This window comes from Pseudoalteromonas sp. 68 DY56-GL68 (genome assembly GCF_041414825.1).
Taxonomy (GTDB): Bacteria; Pseudomonadota; Gammaproteobacteria; order Enterobacterales; family Alteromonadaceae; genus Pseudoalteromonas.
Map to the genome: position 1 here is coordinate 51754 of NZ_JAOCZL010000021.1, position 24749 is coordinate 76502.

The following is a 24749-nucleotide window of genomic DNA, read 5'->3' on the forward strand; positions in this document are numbered from 1 at the left end:
TTTTTACTGCTTAGTCTCGATAAATCTTGGTTAAGTCCTGATAGTGATCGATACGACGATCACGAAGGTAAGGCCAAATTCGACGAATATTTTCACTACGTGCTTGGTCTAATTCAACAACTAATAATTGCTCATCGCTGTTGTTCGCTTCGGCTAAGATTTCACCTTGTGGGCCTGCTATAAACGAGTTACCCCAGAACTGAATACCTTCACTTTGACTGCTTGGATCACTTTCGTGGCCAACACGGTTACAGCTGATCACAGGTACACCATTGGCAACTGCATGAGCACGTTGTGAAATAACCCAAGCGTCTTTTTGACGAGTTTGTTCGTCTTTTTCATCACGCGGGTCCCAGCCAATAGCTGTTGGGTAAATTAAAATTTCAGCACCGGCCATCGCCATTAAGCGTGCAGCCTCTGGAAACCACTGATCCCAACACACTAATACGCCTAGTTTACCAACAGAGGTTTGAATTGGCTCAAAACCTAAATCACCCGGTGTGAAGTAAAACTTCTCGTAAAAACCTGGGTCATCAGGAATATGCATTTTTCGGTATTTACCGGCAATGCTGCCGTCAGTTTCAAGTACCACAGCAGTATTGTGATAAAGTCCTGTAGCGCGCTTTTCGAATAATGATGACACGATCACCACATTAAGTTCTTTAGCAAGTGCACCTAAGGTGTCTGTGCTTGGGCCCGGGATTGTTTCTGCTAAATCAAAAACGTCTACATCTTCGGTTTGGCAAAAATATAAACTGCGGTGTAGCTCTTGAAGAACAATAAGCTTAGCGCCTTGGCTTGCTGCATCACGAATACCAGCAATTGATTTAGCCATATTGTCTTGAGCATTATCGGTGTTTGATTGCTGAACAAGAGCAACCTTTAAATGCGTTGGTTTAGTCATTGTTTGTTCCTGCTAAAAAGCCGCGCGGTAATTGCATTGTAATACAGTGTAAGCTGCCAAATTGGTGAATAATTGGCACACAATTAATACCCACCACAGTGTGATCTGGGTATGCTTTGGCAACCTGACCAAGCGCCAGTTGGTCGTTTTCGTCACCATAAATTGGTACTAAAACGGTTTTATTGATAATTAAATAATTAGCATAGGTGGCAGGGAGTCTGTCACTGTCTTCATTGAACACTGCTTTTGGCCAAGGTAAGGCAATCAGCGTGTAGTTTTCACCCTCTGCTGTTTTAAATGATTGCAGTTGCTTTTCCATTGCATCAAGGGCTGCAAAGTGCTCATCATTTTTATCGTCGCACTTAACATAAACAAGGGTATTGTTTGGTGCAAAACGTACCAGTGTATCAATATGGCTGTCGGTATCATCACCCGCAAGGTAACCGTGATCAACCCAAAGAAACGACGTAGCGCCTAGTTGCTCAACCAGCGTTTGTTCTATATCTGCTTTTGTAAGTTCTGGGTTACGATTTGGGTTTAACAAGCACTCGCTGCTTGTGAGTAGCACGCCGTGTTCATTGATTTCGACGCCACCGCCTTCAAGAACCAGCTCACTTTGCTGATAGCCATTTTTAGGGTTAGCCACTTGTTTTACAAGCACTTGATTAATTTGGTTATCAAGATCACTTGCAAACTTATTGCCCCAGCCATTAAAAATAAAATCCATTACTTTTAACTCTGTTGCGTCATCAATATTCGCACAGGTTAATGGACCATGGTCGCGTGCCCAAGTATCGTTACACGGTGTCACTACAAAGTGAATGCGATTAGCATCGACATCTGCATTTGCAAGTAAAGCTGCAATATATGCTTTGAGGGCATTATCATGGGCCACAATCACAACATCTTGTTGCTGGCTAATTGCTTGGCAAAGCGCTACATACACAGGCTCAACAGCTGTTAAATTTGCTGCCCAATCTGTGTCTTGATGAGGCCAAGTGAGCATAACGGCATCTTGCTCAGCCCATTCAGGTAAAAGTCTAAATTTCATGAAGGTAATAAACAAACTAAGGTGGGGCTAGTTTAGCATTTTAGCCATAGATGTCAGCTTTTTGTGCGCGATAAAGCGTGATTTTTAACTGTCTTGCTGATTGTTTTCTTGCTGACGTTTTTTAAGTTGACGTGTTTGTGCGTGCAGGGCCGCTCTTACGACTAAATCTTGGTCAGCATCGCGAATGGCAGTAAACAATAATGTGTACTGGTATTTATCATCATCGCATTTTTCAATGGCCACTAATTCGGTATAGCAATAAATAGCTGATGCTTCGTGTTGCAAGAATAACTTAGTGCGAAATGTTTGGCCTAATTCATACACATCAGTTGAGGTAAGTTTTACACCGCCACCGCCATAACTATCGCAATAGTTTGCGTTATCGTCAGGCTGCTCTGAGGCTAAGATGTGACTCATAATTAAATCAATTTTACGAGACTGCGCCTGTAAAAAGGCTGCCAGTTCTTGTGCAACATCACCTAGATTACGCAGTGGTCGTAAGCTTGTTTGTTCAAGTTCGTTTACTTCGTTGGCAAGTTTAAACAGGGCAGGGATATCCGCTTCGAGTTCAGCATTGGTTTTTGGCACAGTACTTGGTTCAACGGCATATAAATTGACACGGTTGCTCTCGTTGATTTGAAAAAACTGTTCAAATTCGGCTAATTTTTGATTATTCATGCTGTACTCCACACATCTTTCCTTAATACTAGCGTTGGAAGCTGTAAATTGCTAGTAATCAAATAATCAAAAAAAGGGCAAACTCATTGTTTGCCCTTCATTTTTTACAGATTACCCTCTTGGGTTTTGACATGTTCTTGTTGATGATGTTCTGCTATTTCATCAGCAAGCTCTTGTCTTGAGCGTTTTTCAGTTAATTTACGTGCCGTTAACCAATAAAAGAACAGCGGCACAAAGAATACTGCAAGGAATGTTGCGGCCATCATACCGCCCATTACACCGGTACCAACACTATGACGGGCACCTGCACCTGCGCCAGAGCTAAGTACTAAAGGTACTACGCCTAAAATGAAAGCAAGCGAAGTCATAATGATTGGTCGAAAACGTAAACGTGCAGCCTCAAGTGCAGCCGTACTTGCGCTCCAACCTTGTTGATGTTTCATCAAGGCGTATTCAACAATAAGAATCGCGTTTTTACTGGCAAGACCAAGTAGTGTTACTAGACCAATTTGGAAGTACACATCGTTTGTCATGCCAACAACCCAAACTGCTATAAGCGCACCAAAGGTACCAAATGGCAGGGCAAGCATAACTGAAAATGGTAATGACCAACGTTCATATAGCGCTGCTAAAATCAAAAATACCATGATCACAGCAAGGCCTAAGGCAATTCCTGTGGTGCCCGAACTGCGTTTTTCTTGGAATGCAGAGCCTGTCCATTCGTAGGTCATATTAGGGGGCAACACGGCTTGTGCAATTCGTTCAACCTCAGCAATGGCTTGACCTGAACTATAGCCTGGCGCTGCATTACCCATCAGTTTAACTGCTGGTAAGTTGTTGTAGCGGTTAAGGTTTTCTGGGCCACGACTATATTCAATGGTGGTAAAGGCTGAAAGCGGTACCATAGTACCTTGGTTGTTTTTAACATAGATACGGCCAATGTCATCAGGCTTCATTCTAAACTCAGGTTCAGCAGACATTAGCACTTGCCATGCGCGACCAAATTTATTGAAGTCGTTAACGTAATAAGTACCTAAGTTACCCGCAAGGGCATTAAATGCAGCATCTATTTCAACACCCATAGCACGCGCTTGCTCACGATCAATATCCACTTTTAATTGTGGGGCATCTGGTCGCCAGAGTGTTTGCAGACCACTGATGATAGGGCTCTTTTGTGCTTCGGCTGTCATTAATTGCATGGCTTGCTGAAGCTTATCAGGGTCACTATCACCTTTGTTTTGAATGTAAAACTCAAAACCACCGGTATTACCTAAACCAAAAATAGCCGGAGGATTAAAGGCAAGCACCAGCGCCTCTTTAATACCTGCTGTTTTCATGAAGAGCTCTTGCACCAATGCTTTGGTATCAACTTCACGTTCATCCCAATGCTTTTGTGTCACGAATAAAGTGGCAGCACTATTTTTATAACCACCACCAATAAAGTCAAAACCTGTAAAGGCCACCACGTTCTCGTTAGCTGGGTTTGACTGCACTGCTTTTACAACTTGTTGCGTGACTTGTTCGGTGCGCTCAAGTGATGAACCGTCAGGTAAGAAAATCGCAGAGATGTAATAACCTTGGTCTTCATCAGGCACTAATGAACCAGGCGTATTTTGCCAAAGGCCTATAGTTGCAACAATCATCCCCGTCATAAGAATTAAACCGAGTAAACCGCGTCGAATCATAAAGCCAACGGCACCAACATATCGCCCTGTGATTTTTGTAAAAGTAGCATTAAACCATAAGAAGAAACGGGCTGTTTGCTTGTGTTCTTGTTTTAAAATAAGCACACAAAGAGCAGGCGTCATTGTTAAGGCGACCACACCCGATAAACTTACAGCAATCGAAATGGTAATTGCGAACTGGCGGAATAATTCACCAGTTAAGCCACCTAAAAATGCGATAGGCACAAACACTGAACACAGTACTAGAACAATCGCCACCACCGGGCCGCTAACTTCACCCATCGCCTTAACCGCGGCGTCTCGTGCGCCTAAGCCTTCTTCGTGCATGATACGCTCAACGTTTTCAAGCACCACGATAGCATCATCAACAACAATACCAATCGACAGCACCATGCCGAATAAGGTTAACGAGTTAATTGAGTAACCCAGCATATACATGCCGGCAAATGTGCCCAGTAGTGATACTGGCACTGCAAGAGTAGGTATTAGGGTCGCGCGCCAGTTTTGTAAGAATAAATACACGACTAAGAATACCAATACCATGGCCTCAAGCAGTGTTTTTACTACTTCACGAATCGACACTTCCACAAAGCGAGTTGTGTCATATGAGGTTAAATGAGCAAGCCCGATAGGGAACTGACTTTTCATTTCTTCGATAACACTGTTTACTTCTTCTGCAACATCTAGGGCATTGGCGCCTGGTTGTAAGAAGATACCCAACAGTACCGCTTCTTTACCGTTTATTGTGCCTTTAAAGTTATAGTCTTTTGAACCCAGCTCAATGCGTGCTACGTCTTTTAATCTTAAGCTACTGCCATCAAGATTTGAGCGAATAATAATATTTTCAAATTGCTCAGGCTCTGACAAACGCCCTTGTGCGGTAACACTGTAAACCAGTTCCTGAGGAGATTTAGACGTTGGTGTTGCACCAATTTTACCGGCAGCATATTGTGAGTTTTGCACACGAATGGCGGCTGAGATTTCTTCAACAGTGACACCGAGCTGGCTCATAACATCTGGACGTAACCAAATACGCATTGCGTAATCTTTCGCACCAAATATTTGCACACTAGTAGTGCCTGGAATACGTTTAATACGATCCAGCACATTCATAGTGACATAGTTTGATGTCCACAAACTTGAGCGAGAACCATCAGGTGAATAAAAAGCGTGCACCTGTAAAAAGCTAGAAGAGCCTTTTTGTACCACCACACCTTGGCGGCGTGTTTCTTCTGGTAAGCGTGCTTCAACCTGCTTAACACGGTTATTAACATTGACTGCGGCCTGATCGACATCAGTGCCTATTTCAAATGTTACTTCAATTGTGGTCGAACCCGAGCTAGTTGATGTAGACGACATATACATCATGCCCTCAACACCAGTTATTGCATTTTCGATCGGCGCTGCCACTGTTTGTTCGAGTACCTCGGCAGATGCACCTGGATAGGAAGCTGTCACTTGCACTACAGGAGGCGCTATTTCAGGATACTGAGCAATAGGTAAGCTGCGCATCGCAGCAAGACCCGCAAGCACAATAACAATCGATATAACAAACGCGAAAATCGGTCTGTCTATAAAATAACGAGAAAACATAAGACTCCCTGTGCTTATTCTGCGTGGCTTGAGTTAGCGGCTGGTTTGCCAACATTGACTGGCATACCTGGGAAGAAAATACGCGCCATGCCATCAACAATAACTTGGTCACCTTCTTTTAAACCACTGCGAATTAACCAAAAATTTTGGAATTGTTGATTGTTTGGTTTTTTTATCCATTCACCCACTTCAACAGGCGCAGGTAGTGCTACATCCATACCTTGTTCATTTTTACTCACAACATAAACAAACTTGCCTGTGCCGTTATCGAGTACGGCGCGCTGTGGTACGATGATGGCATTTTTGCGTACCGCGCCAGTTAGCTCAATTCGGACAAATTGGCCAGGTCGTAACTGAAAATCAGGGTTTGGGATCACAGCTTGAAACTCGCTGGTACCGGTGTTCGGATTAATTCGCACATCAGAGAAGTTCACTTCGCCAGTTTTAGCGTATAAAGAACCATCTTGAAGTTTTATTTGCGTTCTCCAATGGCCTTGCTCTGGTAAAGTTAGTGAACCATTTTTAACATCTTGACGCATTTGTAGTTGTTCGCGTTCTGACAAGCCAAACCGAATACGTATAGGGTCAAACTGGGTCATTTGCGTGAGTAAAACGTCGGGGCCTGAAACAAACGTACCTTCAGAAACAAATTCACGTCCCATCACACCGGCAACAGGTGCTTTTACTTGGGCATATTCAAGATTTAATTGTGCTTCTTTTAGCGCAACCTTGGCCGCTGCAAGGTTTGTTTTGGCAATATCATTAGCTGAGCTCGCGTTATCATAATCGCGTTGTGAAACTGACTTCTCTGCACGCAGTTTTCCTAAACGTTTAACGTCTCGTTCAGTTTGTACCAGTGATGCCTTAGCACCATCAAGAGCCGCCTGGGCACGATCAACAGCAAGCTGGTATGGTTCAAGATCAATAGTAAATAGTGATTGACCTTGTTCAACACGCTGGCCCTCTTCAAAGTTACGCGATTCTAAAATACCCGCTACACGCGCTCGAACTTCAACTTCTTTAGAGCCTGATAGGGTTGCTGGTAATTCAATCGTGAATGGTGCATCTTCTGTTTTTATGGTCATTGTAGCAACAGCAGCAGGATGCATTTGCTCTTGTTGTTTAGGGGCTTCGGAACAGCCTTGCAATACAAGTGGTGCAGCGATCAAAAATAGTAAAGATAATGATAATTTGGCAGGTGCGAAAGACAGACGCATGTTTACTCCACAGTCCAATTGTTAAGTATAGTAAGCATAGTCGATAGCCCACAAGTCATGAAAAGGCGAACCATGCTAGGATTAAGCGCAATCAGTGTATACCTAAAACTTTTAAAGGTACACCATTTAGTTTACTTTTTGGTTTGTTTTTTAGACTAAATAATGAATGCTCTATACATTAAAATTACTGGGTTGTGTGCGAAGCGAACAATAAACCCTATGAAGGCTACCGTTTGTAGCCTTCATAGGGTTTATATTAACGATTAAGTAGTAAAGCGAGCTCTTTTATATCATTAACAATGTAGTCAGGTTTTGTCGCTAGTGGATACAGCGCTTTACCTGGTCTTGCAACAAAGGCAGTTTGCATACCTGCGGCTTTTGCACCAGCGACATCCCAACCGTGGGCGGCCACCATCAGCGCCTCATCTGGTGCTATATCAAGTTGTTTAAGTAGCCACTGATACGAGCGAAGATCGGGCTTATATACCTTGATATCTTCAACGCTGAATCGGTCGCTAAAAAAACTCGTCAACTCAGCGTGTTTAAATTGCGCTGCTACCCCTTTATTTGATGAATTAGTAAAGCTTACTAACTTAAAGCCTTTATCATTAAGCTGAGCAAGTCCGTGCTTTACATCTGGGTGTGCTGGAAGAGATAAAAGCGGTGGTACAATCGCTTGTTTTGCTTGCTCTTTAGTAATATTAATTTGATGGTTACTTGCCACCATCATTAATGCTGCGACACCAATTTCACCAAAATCATGGTACTCATTCGTCACGGTGCTAACTAATGAGTGATGTAGCATGGTCGAAAACCAAAGGGGCAATAGTTGTGTTTGTCCGTTAAGTGCTTCCCCGACAGAATGCCTCATTTGTTCAAGGTCAAGCAAGGTTTCGTTAACATCAAATACAATTACTTTTGGGGTTTTAAGAGGTTGACTCTTTGCCACTGCTGCACTCCCAATAAAGGTGCTAAACATTAATATATAAGCACATAATAATTTAGTTGATAGACTGACATTACGCATTCAGCAACCCTTTTGCCACATTTAATACGTCACTTGGCTCTGCACGCAGAGTATAGTCTTCTTTAGCAAATGCATATTGAACAGTACGGTCTTTATCAATAACGTAGGTTGCAGGCAGAGGAAGCTCATAACTGTTATCCCCATTTGCAGTAGGAATATCTAAGCCCAGCTCTTTATATACTGGAATTAAGCGCTCATCTAATGTGAACACTAATCCACATGCTTTTGCTAGTGTATTTTCAACATCTGATAAGACCGTAAAGGCTAATTCATTCTGTTGTTCAGTTGATAACGAGTGATCAGGTAACTGTGGTGAAACTGCTACTAGTTGAACATGGTGTTTAGCAAACTCGTCCTTCAGTGCATTTAGCGCACGTAATTCTAAGTTACAGTATGGGCACCAACCGCCACGGTAAAAACTAAGCACCAGAGGTCCTTTGTCTAATAACTGCGAGAGTGTCACGGTTTCACCATGACTATTTGGCAAGCTAAAGTCAGGAAATACGGCACCTACTGGTAATGCATGTTGATTTAACTGCTTAGCGATCAGTTTCTCGGTGGTAATGTCCATTAAGTTTAGGATATCACTTGGAACATTTGCTTTTTTCTGTACTTCGAATGCGTCAATTTGGCTTTTTAAAGACATAGTGTGGCTCCAGACCATTAGTGTAAAAAATGCAGTATAGTGTTTTATTTTTTTATATATACTAGGCAAAAGTGAAAGCTAAATTCGAAAATATTGAACTGAAAATATGTATAGCCTATCCGATTTAGAAACATTTATAGCGGTTGTTGAGAACCAAGGGGTCGTGGCGGCAGCAAAAGCACAAGGCTTATCGCCAGCAACAGTGAGCCACCGTTTAAGTAAGCTCGAAAAGGCACTTTCTACCGTGCTTATCTTTCGAGATAGTCGGCGGATAAGGTTATCACCGGCAGGAGACGTCTTTTACCAACGCGCAAGTGCAATTTTGGAAGCGTTGTATGATGCTGAACATCAAATAGGTGCAAGAGGTTCGGCAATATCAGGGTTATTGCGTGTCACCATGCCGCCATGGGTCTTTTCTAAATTTGTGATGCCAAGGCTTAATCAGTTTGAGCAACAATACCCTGATTTAAAATTAGATTTTATGATTACAGATCATTTTGTGAATGTAGTGGATGACGCCCAAGATGTGGCGATTAGGGTAGGACAGTTAGTTGACTCTAATTTATTATCTCGAAAACTTGCTGTTAATTCCCGTATTCTGTGTGCCGCACCAAGTTATCTTGAAAAATATGGCATGCCCAAGTCTGTGGATGATTTAGTTGATCATTATTGGGTATGTTTACCGTGGCAGCGTCAGCTTAAGCTCATCGAAAATAATCAAGTTATTCATCACAATGCGCGTACTCGGTTTACTATTTCAAACTCAGATAACATGACTCAAGCAGCAATTGCAGGGCATGGTATTGCTATTAAATCGCGTATAGCCATTCAGGATGAACTTAGTAAAGGTGAGCTAATTGAAATATTACCCAATTGTCTCGCTGATGCAGATGCGCCAGTTTGGTTTTTAAAGCCTCAAAACAGTTTAGTCACTCGAAAAACAGAGATTTTTTATAATTTCATGAAAACTTTATTTACTTGAGGAACAGAAAATTAACAAATTGTCTTGTAATTAAAATGAAATCTCGTAACCTTAGCTATAAAATAACAAGTGCGAGTTACGGATGACGGAACAGACAGGGATTATTACCGCATTTACTGATATATCAAGCAAACTCAGACGATTTGTTGCACGTATTGTCAGCCCTGATGACGTTGAAGATATAATTCAAGAAACGTTTATTAAAAGTTACGAGGCTGATCTTAAGCAAAATATTGAATATACCCACAGTTATATGCTTAAAACTGCTAAGCACTTGGCATTAAATCACGTTGCGAAATGGGATAATAAATACAAAGAGTCCCTTGATGAGCATCAACAAGTCACCAATCAGATGCGCTCAATGGCACTTGAAGATGAAGTCACCTCGAAAGAGCGGTTTTTATTTTTTTGCCGCGTGACTAACGAATTGAGCCCTCAAGTTAAAAAGTGTTTTATTTTAAAAAAGGTCTATGGTCTAAGCCAAAAGGAAATCGCAATTAAAATGAAGTTGAGCGAAAGTACAGTTGAAAAGCACATCGCCAAAGGGCTCCTGCATGCATTGCATGCTATGAAAGCACATGACACTCACCAACTAAATCAATTAAATACCACTGATGTAACCGCCAAAGAGGTGAATAAATGAGTAATGTTCATCCTTTTTCGTCGAAAGATATGATTCAAGCTCAGGCGAGTCGTTGGGTAAGTGCAATTGACAGAGGCTTATCTGATAAAGAAGTGCATGAGCTACAACAATGGGCAAAACAAAGCAATGCCCATCAAGATGCGTTATTTGAACTCGCTCAACTTTGGGATGAAATGAGTGTGCTCAATGAGCTAAGTAGCCTTTTTCCTGAAAAAACTCAGCATAAACAACCAGCGGTTTTTGGCTTGGCAACCGCAACAAGTTTTCTAGTTGTGATGTTACTGGGTTGTGTTTTACTGATTTACTCAAGTTATTGGCAATCAGCTGAAGACGACCATGCGAAATTTACAAAGATTTATCGAACCAAAGTCGGTGAGCAGGCAACCTATGTCTTGCCAGACAGCACGATTGTTCAGCTTAACACCAATACAAAGTTAGAAGTAGTGTACACGGGCGATCGTCGTCAACTTATATTGAATCGAGGCGAGGGGCGTTTCAATGTCGCCAAGGATGCGAGCAGACCTTTTACAGTCATTGCTGGGGATAAGTCTTTTACTGCTCTTGGCACCGTGTTTAATGTTCAGCGTAACACTTCATCAGATCTTGAGTTGGTAGTCACAGAGGGCAAAGTAATGATAGCTGAGCCACACACGCTTGTTGATGCAAATGACTTTGAGCATTTAAAAGATGCTTCAAACGAGAGTCTATCGATAAAAAAACTCCATGCGAACGTGGTTGTCTCGGGTGAAAAAGCGCTTATAAAACACAGTAAAACAGAGCCTGTTAAACAACTATCGATGGATGATGTACAACGAGATTTAGCATGGCAGCATGGCATGATTATTTTTAATGGTGAGCCTTTAGGTGAAGCGCTACAAGAGGTTAGTCGTTACACGGCTACCCGTTTTGAATTGACTGATCCTGATTTAACTTCTTTAAAAGTTGCGGGCGTTTTCAAGGCTGGCGATATAAAAGGATTACTTGAGTCGTTACACGCTAATTTAGCGGTTAAACATCAACGCTTAGGCGAGCATCGTGTTAGTTTAAGTTTTGAAAGTAAAAGCTAATTTCCCTCATGAAAAAAAATGATTTTCACGTTGTTAATGTTAATCACAAAAAATTAAATAAAAAAAAGTTAAATTTACATAGTGGATTTTTCTTTCTGAACTGTTTGATTAAGTTGCGCAGTAAACAATTGCATTTATTTCCAGCGTCGATGGCTGTCTACGGCTTATGTATGGGGCAACCAGCCATTGCTGCTGAAAAGCAAATGCTGCAATTTGATATTAAAGCGCAACGAGCAGATTTAGCCTTGATTGAATTCGCTAAGCAAACAGACCAAACGGTTATTTTCTCTTTTGAGCTTGCTAAGCAATATCAAGCACAGTCGGTGTTTGGTTTTTATACCAAGCTAGATGCACTTGAGACCATGCTTCAAGGAACTAAGCTCGATGCGGTTGTTGATCAAACTGGTTTACTGAGTATAAAACTCAAACAAATCAATAGGAAAGATAACAACATGAAAAACCTTTCAGGGGTCAGTGCTGCAGTCGTGCCGTTACTACTTGCAAGCAATAATCAGGCATTTGCAGCAGAACAAGCTGCAGAAGAAAATATCGAGAAAATCGCTGTTGTTGGTAGTCGTGTAGCAGGACGCTCAGTTGAGGATTTACCGGTACCCGTTGATATTTTAAGTGCGGAGGCACTTGAAAATACAGGACAAACAGAAGTGGGCCGAATGCTTCAAGCTATCGCCCCTTCTTTTAACTTTTCCAGCTCGTCTATCAGTGATGGTACTGATGCGCTGCGTCCGGCTACACTACGTGGTTTAGGGCCCGACCAAACTTTAGTGCTTATCAATGGTAAGCGTCGTCACCAAGCGAGTATCATCCATATTAATACGTCAGTAGGTCGTGGTACCGCAGGTACTGACATGAATGCTATTCCTGCGGCATCAATTAAGCGCATTGAAGTTTTACGTGATGGTGCAGCCGCGCAATATGGTTCAGATGCGATTGCCGGCGTTATCAATATCGTGTTAAAAGATGCTGAAGAAGGTGGTAAAGCAGCCATTAACTATGGTGAATACTCAGAGGGTGATGGCGAAACCGTTAATATTGATTTTAACAAAGGTTTTGCCCTGGGTGATGATGGTTATTTAAATACCACAATTAACTACCGTGATCGCGCTCCAACCAACCGTGCTGGCCTTCATGGCTCATGTCAATTTTATGGTTGTACGGAGCTTGATGACGGCACTTTACTTGCTGGTGACCCACGCGAACTAACAGCACCGCGTGATACATTTAGAATTGGTGATGCTGATTCTCAGCAATTTGCTTTAACCGTTAATACTGGTTATGAACTTGCTGGTGGTGAGCTGTATGGCTTTATCACTTATTCAAACCGTGAAAATGAATCAGCGGCATTTTTCCGCCACAACGCCAATGCGACTGGTAACCCTGTATTACAAGACGGTGATGCAACAATTCCAATGGGTTTCTTACCGAAAATTAATACCGTTATTGATGACGTGTCTTATAACGTAGGTTTTAAAAAGTCGTTCGATAATGACTCAAGCATTGACTTATCTTACACCTACGGTGAAAACAGCATTGATTACACCACAAGTGACACAATTAATGGTTCGTATGCGAACTTACTTCGTTATGAGCAAGGTTTATCAGCAGATGAAATTCGTGCCACCATCCCGCGTTCAGCGTTTGCATATGGCCTAGAATTATCTCTACAAACACTTAATCTTGATTACACAAAAGATTATGATAATTTTTCATTAGCATTGGGTGCTGAAATCCGCACAGATGAATTTCGTATCTTAGAGGGCAGTGAATATGCTTATCGTGATTACGACACCGTTGATGGTGTAAGCATTTATTCAGGCCTTAGTGGTGGTGTGGGTAGTGAAGATGCAGCCAGTGGTACACAAGGCTTTGGTGGTTCTGATCCTGCGTCATCTGTGGATGAGTCACGTGATGTGATTTCATTTTATGCGGATGCTGAAACTTACGTGATCGATGATGTTATTATCTCAGGCGCGCTTCGTTACGATAACTACAAAGGCTTTGGCGACACTGTTAACTTTAAGCTAGCGGCTAATTGGTCGATTACTGAAGATGTTTCTTTACGCGGTGCATTGAGTACAGGTTTTAGAGCACCGTCGATGCAACAGCTTTACTTTAATAATATAAGTACACAGTTTGTTGTTGGCGATGATGGCAGCTTAGTGGCTGAACAAGTGGGTACTTTTAGAAACGACAGTACACTCGCGCAATCGATTGGTATTCCTAAGTTAAAAGAAGAAAAATCGCAAAACCGTAGTTTAGGTATTGTGTATAACGTGACTGACAATATCAACGTAACCATTGACTACTATTCGATTGATATTGATGACCGTATCGTTATTTCTAACCGTTTAGGCAAAGGTTTATCAGATACACTTGATGCTGCACTTGTCAGCTCTGGCGCAGGGGCTGGTCAGTTTTTCTTAAATGGTGCGGACACAGAAACAGAAGGGGTTGATTTAGTTGCCACATGGAACACTGAAGGCCTTGGCGGCACGCTCGATTTCACCTTTGCTGCTAACTTCACCAAAACAGATGTGGTTGATTTATTTACGCCATCAGGCAGTGGTCTTGAAACGATTCCTGTTGAAGATGTGTTTTCTGCTCAAGAAACGTCAATCATCGAAGAGTGGCAGCCAGAAGATCGCATTAACTTAAGTGCACTTTACCGACTTGAAGACTGGACAGTAAACTTATCACTGAATCGTTATGGTGAGTACACTGTGGAAGACGGCGGACGTCAAACATACGGTGCTGAAATCTTAACGGATGTGAAAGTGAGTTACTTCTTTGATGAAAACTTATCGTTTAACATTGGTGCTAATAACCTATTTGATGTTTATCCAGATAAGAACACCATTGGTAATTCGCGCTCGGGTACGATTGTTGATGCAAACGGCAACACAATAGTGTCAAGCCCTGGTGTATTCACTTACTCGCGTCGTTCAGCACCATTTGGTTTTAACGGTGCATACTACTATATAGGTGCAGAGTACAAGTTCTAAACTCCCTTTAGATTCCTTTATTATTATAAACTTGCAAAGGGCCGTTAGGCCCTTTTTTAGTTATAAAGAGCTGCTGATTGCAGTGTGGGTATCTTAATATTGTTTATAGGTACTCTAAGTTTATTAAATGCTTGTAGTATTTTTATAGGGGTAAACTATTTTTCGTTTAATGAAATCATAATGAGCTTTGTTGGGTCATCTCAATATAACTAAGTTAAAAGGATGGATAAATGCTAAAAATTAAGTCTTTAGTTTGTGCTGTATCTCTTGTTTTACCCACAGCAAGTTTTGCGGAGCAATCAGTAAATGGGCAAGATTTCATAAATTTATTTGAGAAGCTCTCGGGTAAGCAGCCTGGTATCAGAAAAGGTCACGCCAAAGGTGTGTGCGCTGTCGGTACATTTACACCTAATCAAGCTGCAAAACAGTATTCAATCAGCCCTTTATTTAATGCGCCGTCTAAAGCGAATATCCGTTTTTCTATGGGCGGTGGAAACCCTCACGCTGATGAAACATCACGTTCACCACGTGGTATGGGGGTGCAGTTTTTGCTAGAAAATGGCGATGTGCACAATATCGCAGGGCTTACCACACCTGTTTTTGCAGGTAACAGCCCTGAAGCATTTTTTGGTTTGCTAAGCACTTTGTTACCTGACGAAAAAACGGGTCAAATCGATTTTGCAAAAGTGAAAGCATACAGGCAACAACACCCGAGTACCTTAGGGCAGTTTAATTGGCTACAAAACCATAATCCGCCTGCATCGTATGTGTCTTCGCGTTATTTTGGTGTGCATACCTTTTACATGGTTGATGAAAAGGGCGCTAAGCATGCCTTTAGGTGGACTATGGTGCCAGAAGAGCCAGAGCAGGTGCTAACAGAAGAGCAAATGAAAACCTTCCCTAAATCATTTCTGGCTAAGCGGCTTGAAGAGGATTTAGCAAAAGGGAAGGTTCATTATCGTTTTCAAGCAGAGTTAGCCGAGCCAGGTGATGTATTAACGGATCCTTCAGTTCGTTGGCCTGTTGATCGCACAACAATTAATTTAGGAAAGCTTACTATAGAATCTACGGGCGAATCAGGTTGCGACCTCACTAATTATGACCCAAACCTATTGTCTGAAGGCTTTATGCCAAGTGATGACAAAGTACTTAAATTACGCTCAACAGCCTACGCTATTTCATTTGCTAAGCGTTTAACGGGTCAATAAATTACACTAAATCGCTTGGTATTAACACATTAAAGTAAATACATCTTAATTCTATCTGTCAGGTTTGATTAAAAGGAATTAATCAAACCTGACAGGCGTATATGAGCGAGAAGCAGGCTGTCGGATAAACTCGTTTTTGGACATTTATGAGTTAGAGCCTAAGGATGGCTCAGTGCCAAAAGCTGACGGTGGTAACGCCGCATTAAGGTGTGAGCGGCGCTTGGCTATACTTGAGCGAAGCGAAAGCGCCAAGCGTTGCGAATCACTCTTAAATGCTTTGTTAAGTTTTTTCTGTCGGCAATGTAACAAGTACCGGAAGCTTAAAATTAAGAGTACTTGTACCAATATTGATACACCCTTGACGTAACGGCACTTCCATCTTTTTTGGCGATTTGATTACACTCCTTACAGAGCAACTGAATGTTAGATACATCATTAAGGCCATATTGAGATAAAGGTACTATGTGATCATAGTTTTCGACATTGTGAGCATTAAGTATTCCTGACAGGTCTTTATCACAAAGAACACACCTTCCTCTGTCACGAAAAAATACAGCCCTTTGCACCCATTTAGGTATGTTTTTCCGCTTCAATTTACCATCTTTACGCCTAATACCGTTAAGCTCAACAAACGATGATTCCTCATCTTTTTCTCTTTTCAGAGCATCAGAGACCATAACGTTAAATGTGAGCATTAATTCCCGGTTTTGAAATAGTACATGAAAGACCTCTTTCACCGTATGCTCCACAAGAGTATCAAAGGTGCCTTCGTCTCTCAGAAACACCAAATATTCATGGATATCTTCTTCGTCGCAATTTAGAAAGTCGCCCCCTCTTCGAGTAAGGAATGTTATAAAACTTTCATGGGTTAAACCATGAAACTCTAAAGCTTGCTCGATAGGCAAAACGTCCCATTTGGCATACTCGGACAAATAAGGGAAACTTGCTGTTTCCCTTATTCTTTCTTGTCTTTTCCCTAGGTCAACATTTGAAGTATTTTCCCAACTAAGGTCATCAACAATAAACTCAATAAAGCGGTGGAATGTAGAATATTTACTAAAAGGCTGCAGAAGGAAAAAAACCCTCCCATCGCCATAAAAATCATTCAAGTTACGTAGGAAGTTCTCCTGATCTTGAAGAACATTATGTACTACGTTGCAAAAATAGTACGTCTCATAGAACTTTGCTTCGAGCATCGAACTCTCCTAAAAACTTAACGCCAGCCACACGGGCAAAGTTGAAGCGTAGCGTAAACTTTGTCCCCGTGCTGGCGATTGTTATGCATCTTCGTCTCGAACATTGAGGCCTGCTGAAGCAAGGGGATGGCTTTCCGAATTGAAGAAATATAGTTCCTTACCTTTCAAATCGATGGTTAGCCGAGATTTCACGGCGATAATTTCCTCTCCATCTTGATGCGGCCATACGCCGATTGCTACTTTACTGGACTCGCTCTGCAGGATCGCGTCAATAATGTGTTGGTCATAATCTTTATGTAAAGAGTGCCCAATTACCACCAATCCATTCTTGCTGCTCGCAAGCTTTTCGTAACAAAATCGGAGATAGTCATTCCGTTTGATCCGCGACAATTTCCATTTAGAGCTGCCTTCGGTGATAAATAGAGGAAACTGCTCTGGATGGTCCAAATCGAAGAGTTCTGATAGCCTGTTCAGACCATTTGCTGTTAGCTTTTTAGTCCTCCCATTCGGAAGCTCTACGAGGTGGATAGCTCCATGCAGGTAATGGAGCTTTGTTCTGTCTGCAGGAACAGCTGTATCAGATGAGTCAAAGCAACCATCTTCACCCCAGAAATAATCTTTAAATCTCCATGTATCAGAATCCATAATGGCCCAATATGGGATTAGATCATAGTTCGTGGTAAAAACGTTCTTGTAACTCCTAAGCCTTGCATTAATCTCAGCGACGTCAGCAAGTGCTGGTGGTATGTGGGCAAAGTTAACAGCTGAACCCAAGGCATTCTTAGCGCCTTCATACAGAGCTGTAATCTCCGCATCTTGAGGACTACCAAGCTGCTCATCTACGAGCTTCGCGTGATATAGGATTCTCAAAACGTCTTCAAAGTTAGCGCTGCCAACATGCTCAAAAAGGGCAAGACTTTGCGCGGTGAGTTGATGGTCTATATCTTCCCTCTGAGCAACCTCAAACAGTGTTCCGTACCCGAATCGGATCCAAATATTGATGCTGAAACCATTTCCAAGAAGCAGGTTTTTCCACTCCAACTCGGATAGCTCTTCCCACTCAACTAAGTTTTGATCAATTTTAATCTCTGGCATCGATACTCCGTTCCGAGAAACCATGAAATGCATAACGCCTCAATAACCGGCAGCCTGTAAGGCTGTCCGGCGCCGAAGGCGCGAAGTTGATTGATTTGTTAGGCATGCTTTTCTTTAATCCATAATGGATAAGCTAATAAATCGTTGACACGCCTTTTTTCACCATCATATTCGTAACATTGTTCATCCGTTATGTACCGTTTTTTATAAAGGCTGGTAAGTTGCCTTTCATCCGACACCTCTCCTCCTAGATCGACGAGCTTATCTAGCGGATGCTTATTGCTCCACCTACCTAAAGGCTCACCCTTGCATTTAGAGAATTCAAAAAATGGTCGCCCATCTATGATATTAGAAAGTGCTTGAAGCGCAGACACACCTGATATTACAGATTGATAATTATATTGATCTTCCATAATTTGAACCAAGTACAAAAAGCTACCCCGCCACACAAATTCTTCCTCTGTGTATATTCCGGGATCAGGGTCTGACACCCACACAACAATATATTTTACATGAGGAAATTTAAAATTTTTCCCGGTCGGTATTATCACCTTTTTCGCAGAAAAAGATTCCAAGACGAATCTAGTATTATCACTTTCTCTTGGAGGGTTATATATATTCCCCCATGAATCATACGCTTCGACAGGCCTAGCTAACGATATACTGTCTGAATTAAGTAGCACTCGATTTATAATAGATATCTTTTCTACGTACGAAAGCTCTTTATCATCAACTTCTTGAGAGGCAGAGACTTTAGGCCCCCCTAGTGAAAAGCTAATAGATTTTTTAACTTTAAAGTCCTTCTTTCTCAACTCATTAGGAAGTTGAAAAAAGTAGCTATCAATGAGCGCTTCGTTGATAAAGGTATATGTGTTTAATTCCATTTTTTCTTCAATACAATTATAAAGAGCCTATGGCCTTTGATGCCTAACGCCGCAATATGGGGCGTATTAGCTTGGCTAAAATTAGCGAAGAATGAGCGCCAGCCAAGCTTTAGACGTCCCATGCATAATTGCCTTGTTATGTGCTAAATAGCCACGACAATACAAATAGAGCTATCACGAAAAAGACTAACCCACGTACATAGCCTTTATTTCTAGTTTTTTTCCAGAACAATTTTTGAGCTTCCTGCTCTGGCTGACTTAATAAATGATCGCAGTGCGGACACCTGTTACCCAAATACATTATTAAGTTACAACTAGGGCATTTTGCTGATGGCTTAAACTCTGCCATTCCCATTATTGTTGGCTTCTCAGGCTTCATACTTTCCTTAGCACATAACGCCCTGTTAATAGGCAAAATATAGTTGGCTAAAATTAAGTGACGAAGGAGCAAAAGCCAACTGTATTTTGTCCTTGTTAAACAGCTTGTTATGAATTGTTTTTAACCACACTACAAATGCTGCTAGCCTTTATGTCTTCTAGTTTTATAAAACGGTCAACGGAAGATCCTACGATGGGGTAATACATCTTCATTGCAAAAGTATTTTGGTTAAAGTTTAAAATTTTATCTTTAATTTCTTCCCCAACATTAACATAGGGGGAAGAGCTTTGAACTACTTTTACAGTTAGCTCGTTGTTTTCTAAATTATAAGTGCTTAAGTAGTAACTAGCGCTAAGCTCTTTATTTTTATCAAAGCTATAGCTAATAGTGCATTTTTCTCCTGAAGCAGTAAATGCAACATGACTAAACCAAAAATCGCCTTGACCGTCGTATAGCAATTCCCAAGTGCCAACTAAATCTTTGTTTTCAACTTCAGATGAACATGAACAAAGAAATAAAGAAATGGTTAATACAAATAGCCTCAAAATTAGCTCCGAACTAAAGATTCATAACGCCCTGCTAAGGGGTGAGCAACGCAATACCGAAGCCATCGCAAACCACCTTGATCACTAAATTTAATGCATAGTAAAAATACCACGCGTTGCGAATCCCTCTTGAGCAGTTTGTTATGTGAATGCTCCCACCAACACCAAAACGGTAATTGCACCAAACAGTATCCATGATAGGTGTTTTCCTTTTGATCCCAATAGGGCCGTCAGAAAGTGCACACCAAATGTAATAGCGATTATCTGGCCAACCAGTTGTTTACCAAACTCTGGCTGCGCTAGAGCCACAATAATGCCAGCTAGCCCCAACCAGGCAACTGACGTTAAGTGCCATGCAAATCTCAACGTACGTTTAGTAAAATCATCGCTTCCTAAGATCTTTGGCAAGTTGTCACGCTTAAACAACCTAGAAAGGATAAAGCGTTCTCCGAGGTAAGAATGAGCAATAGATACAACCATTAGCAAGAAAGCTGCGAGATATAAAAGACTTTCCATTTTCTCCTCCATCCACATAACATTTTAGTATTTATGCAACACGCTGTTTGAGTTGCATAATCGCTTGTTGGACTGAGCCGCTACCAGCTCGGTGTGTCAGAGTTGGTGTTGTTTATGCTATGGCTTTACTTATAAAAAATAGGCTTTTTGGAGGTTCTCACTTTCCTCGCTAACTTAATCAGCTTTACTAATGTTAAGTAAGCTTTCCTGCATTGCTCAGCGTTTATTATGTATTCATTACACCTAAATTTTCATTAATAAGCAATTATATTTTTACGCACACAAAGGCCACTAGTCCGGGCAATTAAGCAGGTTAACTAACTGATTTTAATTAGCTACCTAGCTGCTCAACCGTTATGCTTTGGGCAAATTCCGTAGTACGCTCAAATTCGACTTTTGAGCATTTTCTCTGAATAATTTTGGGAAGTCCACTTGGCGAAAAAAGGCAAAACTAAGCTATTATCTCTTTCACCTAGAAAGTCGTAGATAAATCCTAGATTATTGTCCTTCAAAATTTTGTCTAACTTTTCCAAACGCTCTTCTTTTGTCTTCATTGTTGTACTTTCTATTTGTTGTTTCCTAACAATTTAATAGTGCGCAAATCGCGCATATTTCTACCACACAACTGCTCACTTTCTGATTACTACGTTTTTATCAAATTGGCTAACCTTTTGCTAGCTAAAAAATATTTGTAAATTGATAAAGTGGTCTGACGATATATGCGCAAATTGCTTATTTTCCTGAATATAGGGGAAAAGATGTAAATTCTGGGGGAAAGGTCAAATGTGAAACAGCATCAAAAGACAATAGTCAATGTTCGCTTAAAGCAGACCTCACGAGCAATTATGTTAACTCATATTGGGGCAGTAACGAGTCGTGTTTGTTGGTCGGCTATTGGACCTTAGCCGAACTTTGGCAAAGAACGAACTACGGATGGTGAATTAGTTCTTAGTTGTCTTTCAGATGATACCCAAATCTAATTGTTAGATTTTCAGATAAAATACGAACCAATATCTAAATAGATAAAAGCCCAGCTGAACTGGGCTTTGATTAGTTAGCAAGTTAGTGTTTTTTAAGCTTACTCATTTCAGCGTGACAGCTTTGAATAGTTAGCAGTGTTTTTGATAACGCTGCTTCACAGTCGTGTGGCTGAGGTTTGTCGAGTGCGTGCTTAATTTCAGCAAGTGTTTTGTCTTCAACTTCTTCAAGCTCATCAACGTAGGTTTTATCTTTATCAGCGCCTAGTTTAGTGATTAACGCGGTATAGGCTTTACGTGCTTCTACAGCAAATGCAGAGCCATTTTCGCGTTCACCTGTTTCATTGATGGCGTAAGGTTGTAAGCGCTCTATGCTTACTTTACGAGCATCTATCATGCGTTGAAATAGTGCAATTATGGCTGGATCTTCAACCTTTTCCTGTGCTTTTTCATAAAAATCGATACCACTGTTCATAACTTGAATGATATCTGCAATATGATGAACGTCATGTCCTTGATGTGTTTGCATAATGACCTCTTTAAAATTTAAATTTAATAACTTAAAAACAATGCACGTAAATTAGAGCAAGACACGTTCCATAGTCGTCAATTATTTAAAAGAGTTTTATTTTCAATGGTTTGCAAAGTTATAAAGAGATAAAAAAGGGGCTGATGTGTCCTCGTTAAAGCAAACATCAGCAATAATTACAAATTAATAGGTAAAATGTTACTTAAGCTCATCTGCGACTTCAGCCACTTTTTGACGTAACCATATGTGACTGGCATCACGGTGTAATAAAGGGCTCCAGATCATATCGAGCTCAAATGGAGGAATTGGGAAGGGTGGTTCAAGAATCGTTAAACCGGGGTCATCTAGGTATATATTGGCTGCTTTTGAAGGCAGAGTTGCAACCAGGTTTTGTTCTTTTGCTAAGTGAATGGCTACATGATAATTACGTGTGAAGGTTGCAATATTACGGTGCTTACCAAAATGAGCAAGTGCTTCATCTACCCAGCCAAGCTTTTGTACATCTTTAGGGTCCATACCCACGCCAACACCAAAGCCTGTTTTACTTACCCAGATATGGCGGGCTTTTAAATAGCTATCAAGGCTAAAGTCTTCAATAATAGGATTATCGGCTTTTACTAAGCAACAAAAGCTATCTTTCCAAATCTGCTTATAATGAAATGATTGTGGTAAGTTTTCAAAGCGATTTATAGCCATATCAACTTTACCGTTTTCAACATCATGAAAGGTCACATCGCTTGGTGTTAAGATATCTAGTGTGGTATCGGGTGCTTCTTCGTGTAATTTACTCAGTAAGCGTGGTGCGAGGGTGCTTGCAGCGTAGTCACTGGCCATGATACGAAAGACTCGCTTACTTTGCGATGCTTCAAATTCGCGGTTAGGGGCAAGCGTTTCTTCTAACGTCATTAAAATGCCGCGGATCACAGGTTGCAGTTCTTTAGCTCGTTCAGTTGGAACCATACCTTCACTGGTGCGAACTAAGATAGGATCGTTAAATAAATTGCGAAGACGCTTGAGGCCGTTACTCATTGCTGGCTGAGTAATACTCAGCTGATTGGCTGCTTTTGTTACATTACACTCCCTTAGCAGCGTATCGAGGTAAACAAGTAAGTTTAAATCTATTTTACTTATATTCATTGCATGTCCTTAGTGTTTACCAATAATGGATAAACCGTTGTCCGGCAGGGTACGGGTAAATATGACTCACCTTGCCTTGTTTTATATTCTTTTGCGCTTGTTGCCAAAACTCTGGGTCTTCAAGCTCTGGATGAGTACTCAGCAAGTATTGCTTGTATACAGGGTTTGCCGTGACAAAGGTGCATAATTGTTCAGGGAAAACATCTTGTGGCGCAACTGAGTAGCTTTGCTCATTTGTTAGATAATCATCATATGATTTTGCTTTTGGCAATGCTCTAAAGTTCATATCAGTTAAATACTGAACTTCATCGTAATCGTAAAAAATAACGCGATTGTGTTTACTCACCCCAAAGTTTTTTAAGAGCATGTCACCTGGAAAAATGTTGACGGCAATCATTTCTTTTAGAGCTTGGCCGTACTCTTCAATGGCTTCAAACGCTTGTTGCTCAGTGGCATTCTCAAGGTACATATTAAGGGGGGTCATTCGCCTTTCAATATATAAATGTTTAATAATCAGCCACTCGCCCTCAATAATCATCGAAGAGCCAATTGTTTTATGTAACTCTTCAAGTAATTTACTATCAAAGCGAGCAAGAGGAAATACGACGTTCGAATACTCTATTGTATCTGCCATTCGACCAACGCGGTCATGGCTTTTAACGAGTTGGTAGCGTTTCAATACGGTATCACGGCCAAACGGTTTGCTTTCGCCAAAGGTGTCTTTAATCACTTTGAATACGTAACCAAACGAGGGGAGGGTGAATACCATCATCACCATCCCCGGTGTACCTGGGGCTATAACGAGGTTGTCTTTAGAATGGTTTAAGTGACTTAAAAATTCACGATAGAATTCTGTCTTGCCTTGTTTGTGAAAGCCAATAGCATTGTATAGCTCCGCTAAGGTCTTATTTGGCATAAGTTGGTTTAGAAAGCGAACGAGTGCCGATGGCGCATGGGTTTCAACCATGAAATAAGCACGTGCGAAGCCAAAAATAACTCGCATTTGTGATGACTTGGTCAGTAGCGCATCCAGATACAAGCCTTTGTCTTCATGGTGTAAAACAGCAATAATGAAAGGCTGCACACCACTTTGTGACACCACACGACCAACAATGTAGGCAGCTTTATTACGGTAAAAAGGTGCTTGCAGGATATCAAAACGCATTTGCCACGCTTGATGGTGTGTATCGGGTGCTTGTTTATAAAAGGCCTTTACCAATAGGCGGATGTCGCGTTCTAAATCCACAAATGGCGCTTTAAAATCAAATTGGGTGATGATTTTGCGAATAGTCGGTCTTAAGCCATCAACAACAGGAAAATAGCTTCTATACTCAGCCTCAACAGGAAGCGCAGGTGCATCAGCGAGTGTTGCTTCGACGAAAATAAAATCATTGTTAAAGTAGCGACGATGAAATAGTCGACAAAAAACGGAGTTATAAAATGTTTCGGCAAGCTCTGCTTGTGGGTGGAAACTTAAAAAATGTTGATAGATTTGCTTGGTTTCTAACCAGCATGTTTGATCAAGCTCGATGATTTGTTGCTCGTTTAACGATTTTAGTTTTGTAATTGTTTCGTTTACCCGATCATCGTAATGGCTGATCCTGAGTTTGCTAATTTCATTAATCTTTTGCCAATTTTGCTGAGCAAAGGCATAGGGGGCTTTAGCTGTTATTGCTTGAAAAAGTTTATAGTGATTGCGAAAGCCAGATAAAATTAGCTCTGCAATATGTTGTGGTTGCATATAAACCCCTTCTTAAAAACTCAATACAC

The 24749-nt window shown here is 41.2% G+C and carries 20 protein-coding genes; 5 read left to right on the forward strand and 15 right to left on the reverse strand.

The annotated features are described in order from the left end of the window. Positions 1–10: 10 nt before the first annotated feature. The 7 genes from NYF15_RS14620 to NYF15_RS14650 all read right to left on the reverse strand — a co-directional run bounded on the left by NYF15_RS14620 (position 11) and on the right by NYF15_RS14650 (position 8801). Entirely contained in the window at positions 11–904 is an 894-nt protein-coding gene (locus NYF15_RS14620; protein WP_371353940.1) for a carbon-nitrogen hydrolase, read from the reverse strand. Then, positions 897–1955, reverse strand: a complete 1059-nt coding sequence (locus NYF15_RS14625; protein WP_371353941.1) for an agmatine/peptidylarginine deiminase — start codon at positions 1953–1955, stop codon at positions 897–899. Before NYF15_RS14625 ends, NYF15_RS14620 begins: the two co-directional genes overlap by 8 nt. Positions 1956–2039: 84 nt before the next feature. Further along, positions 2040–2633: a PilZ domain-containing protein gene (locus NYF15_RS14630; protein ID WP_371353942.1), complete on the reverse strand. Its 594-nt coding sequence runs from the start codon at positions 2631–2633 to the stop codon at positions 2040–2042. 104 nt (positions 2634–2737) lie between these two features. Next, entirely contained in the window at positions 2738–5911 is a 3174-nt protein-coding gene (locus tag NYF15_RS14635) for an efflux RND transporter permease subunit (RefSeq protein ID WP_130150046.1), read from the reverse strand. Between the two features lie 14 nt (positions 5912–5925). Further along, a complete protein-coding gene (locus NYF15_RS14640; RefSeq protein ID WP_371353943.1) occupies positions 5926–7128 on the reverse strand; it encodes an efflux RND transporter periplasmic adaptor subunit in 1203 nt (400 codons plus the stop codon). Positions 7129–7384: 256 nt separating this feature from the next. Further along, complete coding sequence (locus tag NYF15_RS14645) at positions 7385–8107, reverse strand: haloacid dehalogenase type II (RefSeq protein WP_371354215.1); 723 nt, start codon at positions 8105–8107, stop codon at positions 7385–7387. Between the two features lie 40 nt (positions 8108–8147). Next, positions 8148–8801, reverse strand: a complete 654-nt coding sequence (locus tag NYF15_RS14650; RefSeq protein ID WP_371353944.1) for a peroxiredoxin-like family protein — start codon at positions 8799–8801, stop codon at positions 8148–8150. Positions 8802–8907: 106 nt separating this feature from the next. Between NYF15_RS14650 and NYF15_RS14655 the strand changes: the two genes are divergently transcribed. From NYF15_RS14655 to NYF15_RS14675, 5 genes are all read left to right on the forward strand, one after another. After that, positions 8908–9783, forward strand: coding sequence for a LysR family transcriptional regulator (locus NYF15_RS14655; RefSeq protein ID WP_130150042.1), 876 nt, complete (start codon positions 8908–8910; stop codon positions 9781–9783). An 82-nt stretch (positions 9784–9865) separates the two neighbouring features. After that, positions 9866–10426 carry an RNA polymerase sigma factor gene (locus NYF15_RS14660; protein WP_371353945.1) on the forward strand — a complete coding sequence of 187 codons (561 nt, stop codon included), beginning with the start codon at positions 9866–9868 and terminating at the stop codon, positions 10424–10426. Continuing rightward, positions 10423–11493, forward strand: coding sequence for a FecR family protein (locus NYF15_RS14665; RefSeq protein WP_371353946.1), 1071 nt, complete (start codon positions 10423–10425; stop codon positions 11491–11493). Before NYF15_RS14660 ends, NYF15_RS14665 begins: the two co-directional genes overlap by 4 nt. Positions 11494–11663: 170 nt before the next feature. Then, entirely contained in the window at positions 11664–14513 is a 2850-nt protein-coding gene (locus tag NYF15_RS14670; protein ID WP_371353947.1) for a TonB-dependent receptor plug domain-containing protein, read from the forward strand. Between the two features lie 230 nt (positions 14514–14743). Further along, the gene (locus tag NYF15_RS14675) at positions 14744–15721 is read left to right on the forward strand and encodes a catalase family peroxidase (protein WP_371353948.1); all 978 of its coding nucleotides are present in this window, start codon (positions 14744–14746) and stop codon (positions 15719–15721) included. Positions 15722–16047: 326 nt separating this feature from the next. Here NYF15_RS14675 and NYF15_RS14680 read toward each other — a convergent pair whose 3' ends face one another. The 8 genes from NYF15_RS14680 to aceK all read right to left on the reverse strand — a co-directional run bounded on the left by NYF15_RS14680 (position 16048) and on the right by aceK (position 24720). Next, on the reverse strand, positions 16048–16917 hold the full coding sequence (locus NYF15_RS14680) for an HNH endonuclease (RefSeq protein ID WP_371353949.1): 870 nt from the start codon (positions 16915–16917) through the stop codon (positions 16048–16050). An 81-nt stretch (positions 16918–16998) separates the two neighbouring features. Continuing rightward, positions 16999–18012, reverse strand: a complete 1014-nt coding sequence (locus NYF15_RS14685) for a DUF4917 family protein (protein ID WP_371353950.1) — start codon at positions 18010–18012, stop codon at positions 16999–17001. 98 nt (positions 18013–18110) lie between these two features. Further along, positions 18111–18896, reverse strand: coding sequence for a hypothetical protein (locus tag NYF15_RS14690; protein WP_371353951.1), 786 nt, complete (start codon positions 18894–18896; stop codon positions 18111–18113). A 486-nt stretch (positions 18897–19382) separates the two neighbouring features. After that, on the reverse strand, positions 19383–19820 hold the full coding sequence (locus tag NYF15_RS14695) for a hypothetical protein (RefSeq protein ID WP_371353952.1): 438 nt from the start codon (positions 19818–19820) through the stop codon (positions 19383–19385). 141 nt (positions 19821–19961) lie between these two features. Continuing rightward, positions 19962–20336 (reverse strand): hypothetical protein, encoded by a 375-nt coding sequence (locus NYF15_RS14700; RefSeq protein ID WP_371353953.1) that lies wholly within the window; start codon positions 20334–20336, stop codon positions 19962–19964. Between the two features lie 1062 nt (positions 20337–21398). Next, the gene (locus NYF15_RS14705; protein WP_062569411.1) at positions 21399–21842 is read right to left on the reverse strand and encodes a PA2169 family four-helix-bundle protein; all 444 of its coding nucleotides are present in this window, start codon (positions 21840–21842) and stop codon (positions 21399–21401) included. Between the two features lie 198 nt (positions 21843–22040). Beyond that, the gene (locus tag NYF15_RS14710; protein WP_062569248.1) at positions 22041–22979 is read right to left on the reverse strand and encodes a LysR family transcriptional regulator; all 939 of its coding nucleotides are present in this window, start codon (positions 22977–22979) and stop codon (positions 22041–22043) included. A 16-nt stretch (positions 22980–22995) separates the two neighbouring features. Continuing rightward, the gene (aceK, locus tag NYF15_RS14715; RefSeq protein WP_237114155.1) at positions 22996–24720 is read right to left on the reverse strand and encodes a bifunctional isocitrate dehydrogenase kinase/phosphatase; all 1725 of its coding nucleotides are present in this window, start codon (positions 24718–24720) and stop codon (positions 22996–22998) included. Positions 24721–24749 lie beyond the last annotated feature (29 nt).

Excerpts from the sequence above, each read along its gene's own strand:
- NYF15_RS14620 (WP_371353940.1), bottom strand. The coding sequence starts at position 904 with ATGACTAAACCAACGCATTTAAAGGTTGCTCTTGTTCAGCAATCAAAC.
- NYF15_RS14660 (WP_371353945.1), top strand. The coding sequence starts at position 9,866 with ATGACGGAACAGACAGGGATTATTACCGCATTTACTGATATATCAAGC.
- NYF15_RS14650 (WP_371353944.1), bottom strand. The coding sequence starts at position 8,801 with ATGTCTTTAAAAAGCCAAATTGACGCATTCGAAGTACAGAAAAAAGCA.
- NYF15_RS14655 (WP_130150042.1), top strand. The coding sequence starts at position 8,908 with ATGTATAGCCTATCCGATTTAGAAACATTTATAGCGGTTGTTGAGAAC.
- NYF15_RS14675 (WP_371353948.1), top strand. The coding sequence starts at position 14,744 with ATGCTAAAAATTAAGTCTTTAGTTTGTGCTGTATCTCTTGTTTTACCC.
- NYF15_RS14710 (WP_062569248.1), bottom strand. The coding sequence starts at position 22,979 with ATGAATATAAGTAAAATAGATTTAAACTTACTTGTTTACCTCGATACG.
- NYF15_RS14645 (WP_371354215.1), bottom strand. The coding sequence starts at position 8,107 with ATGTTTAGCACCTTTATTGGGAGTGCAGCAGTGGCAAAGAGTCAACCT.
- NYF15_RS14670 (WP_371353947.1), top strand. The coding sequence starts at position 11,664 with ATGGGGCAACCAGCCATTGCTGCTGAAAAGCAAATGCTGCAATTTGAT.
- NYF15_RS14700 (WP_371353953.1), bottom strand. The coding sequence starts at position 20,336 with ATGGAAAGTCTTTTATATCTCGCAGCTTTCTTGCTAATGGTTGTATCT.
- NYF15_RS14635 (WP_130150046.1), bottom strand. The coding sequence starts at position 5,911 with ATGTTTTCTCGTTATTTTATAGACAGACCGATTTTCGCGTTTGTTATA.
- NYF15_RS14705 (WP_062569411.1), bottom strand. The coding sequence starts at position 21,842 with ATGCAAACACATCAAGGACATGACGTTCATCATATTGCAGATATCATT.
- NYF15_RS14630 (WP_371353942.1), bottom strand. The coding sequence starts at position 2,633 with ATGAATAATCAAAAATTAGCCGAATTTGAACAGTTTTTTCAAATCAAC.
- NYF15_RS14690 (WP_371353951.1), bottom strand. The coding sequence starts at position 18,896 with ATGGAATTAAACACATATACCTTTATCAACGAAGCGCTCATTGATAGC.
- NYF15_RS14640 (WP_371353943.1), bottom strand. The coding sequence starts at position 7,128 with ATGCGTCTGTCTTTCGCACCTGCCAAATTATCATTATCTTTACTATTT.
- aceK (WP_237114155.1), bottom strand. The coding sequence starts at position 24,720 with ATGCAACCACAACATATTGCAGAGCTAATTTTATCTGGCTTTCGCAAT.
- NYF15_RS14685 (WP_371353950.1), bottom strand. The coding sequence starts at position 18,012 with ATGCCAGAGATTAAAATTGATCAAAACTTAGTTGAGTGGGAAGAGCTA.
- NYF15_RS14680 (WP_371353949.1), bottom strand. The coding sequence starts at position 16,917 with ATGCTCGAAGCAAAGTTCTATGAGACGTACTATTTTTGCAACGTAGTA.
- NYF15_RS14625 (WP_371353941.1), bottom strand. The coding sequence starts at position 1,955 with ATGAAATTTAGACTTTTACCTGAATGGGCTGAGCAAGATGCCGTTATG.
- NYF15_RS14665 (WP_371353946.1), top strand. The coding sequence starts at position 10,423 with ATGAGTAATGTTCATCCTTTTTCGTCGAAAGATATGATTCAAGCTCAG.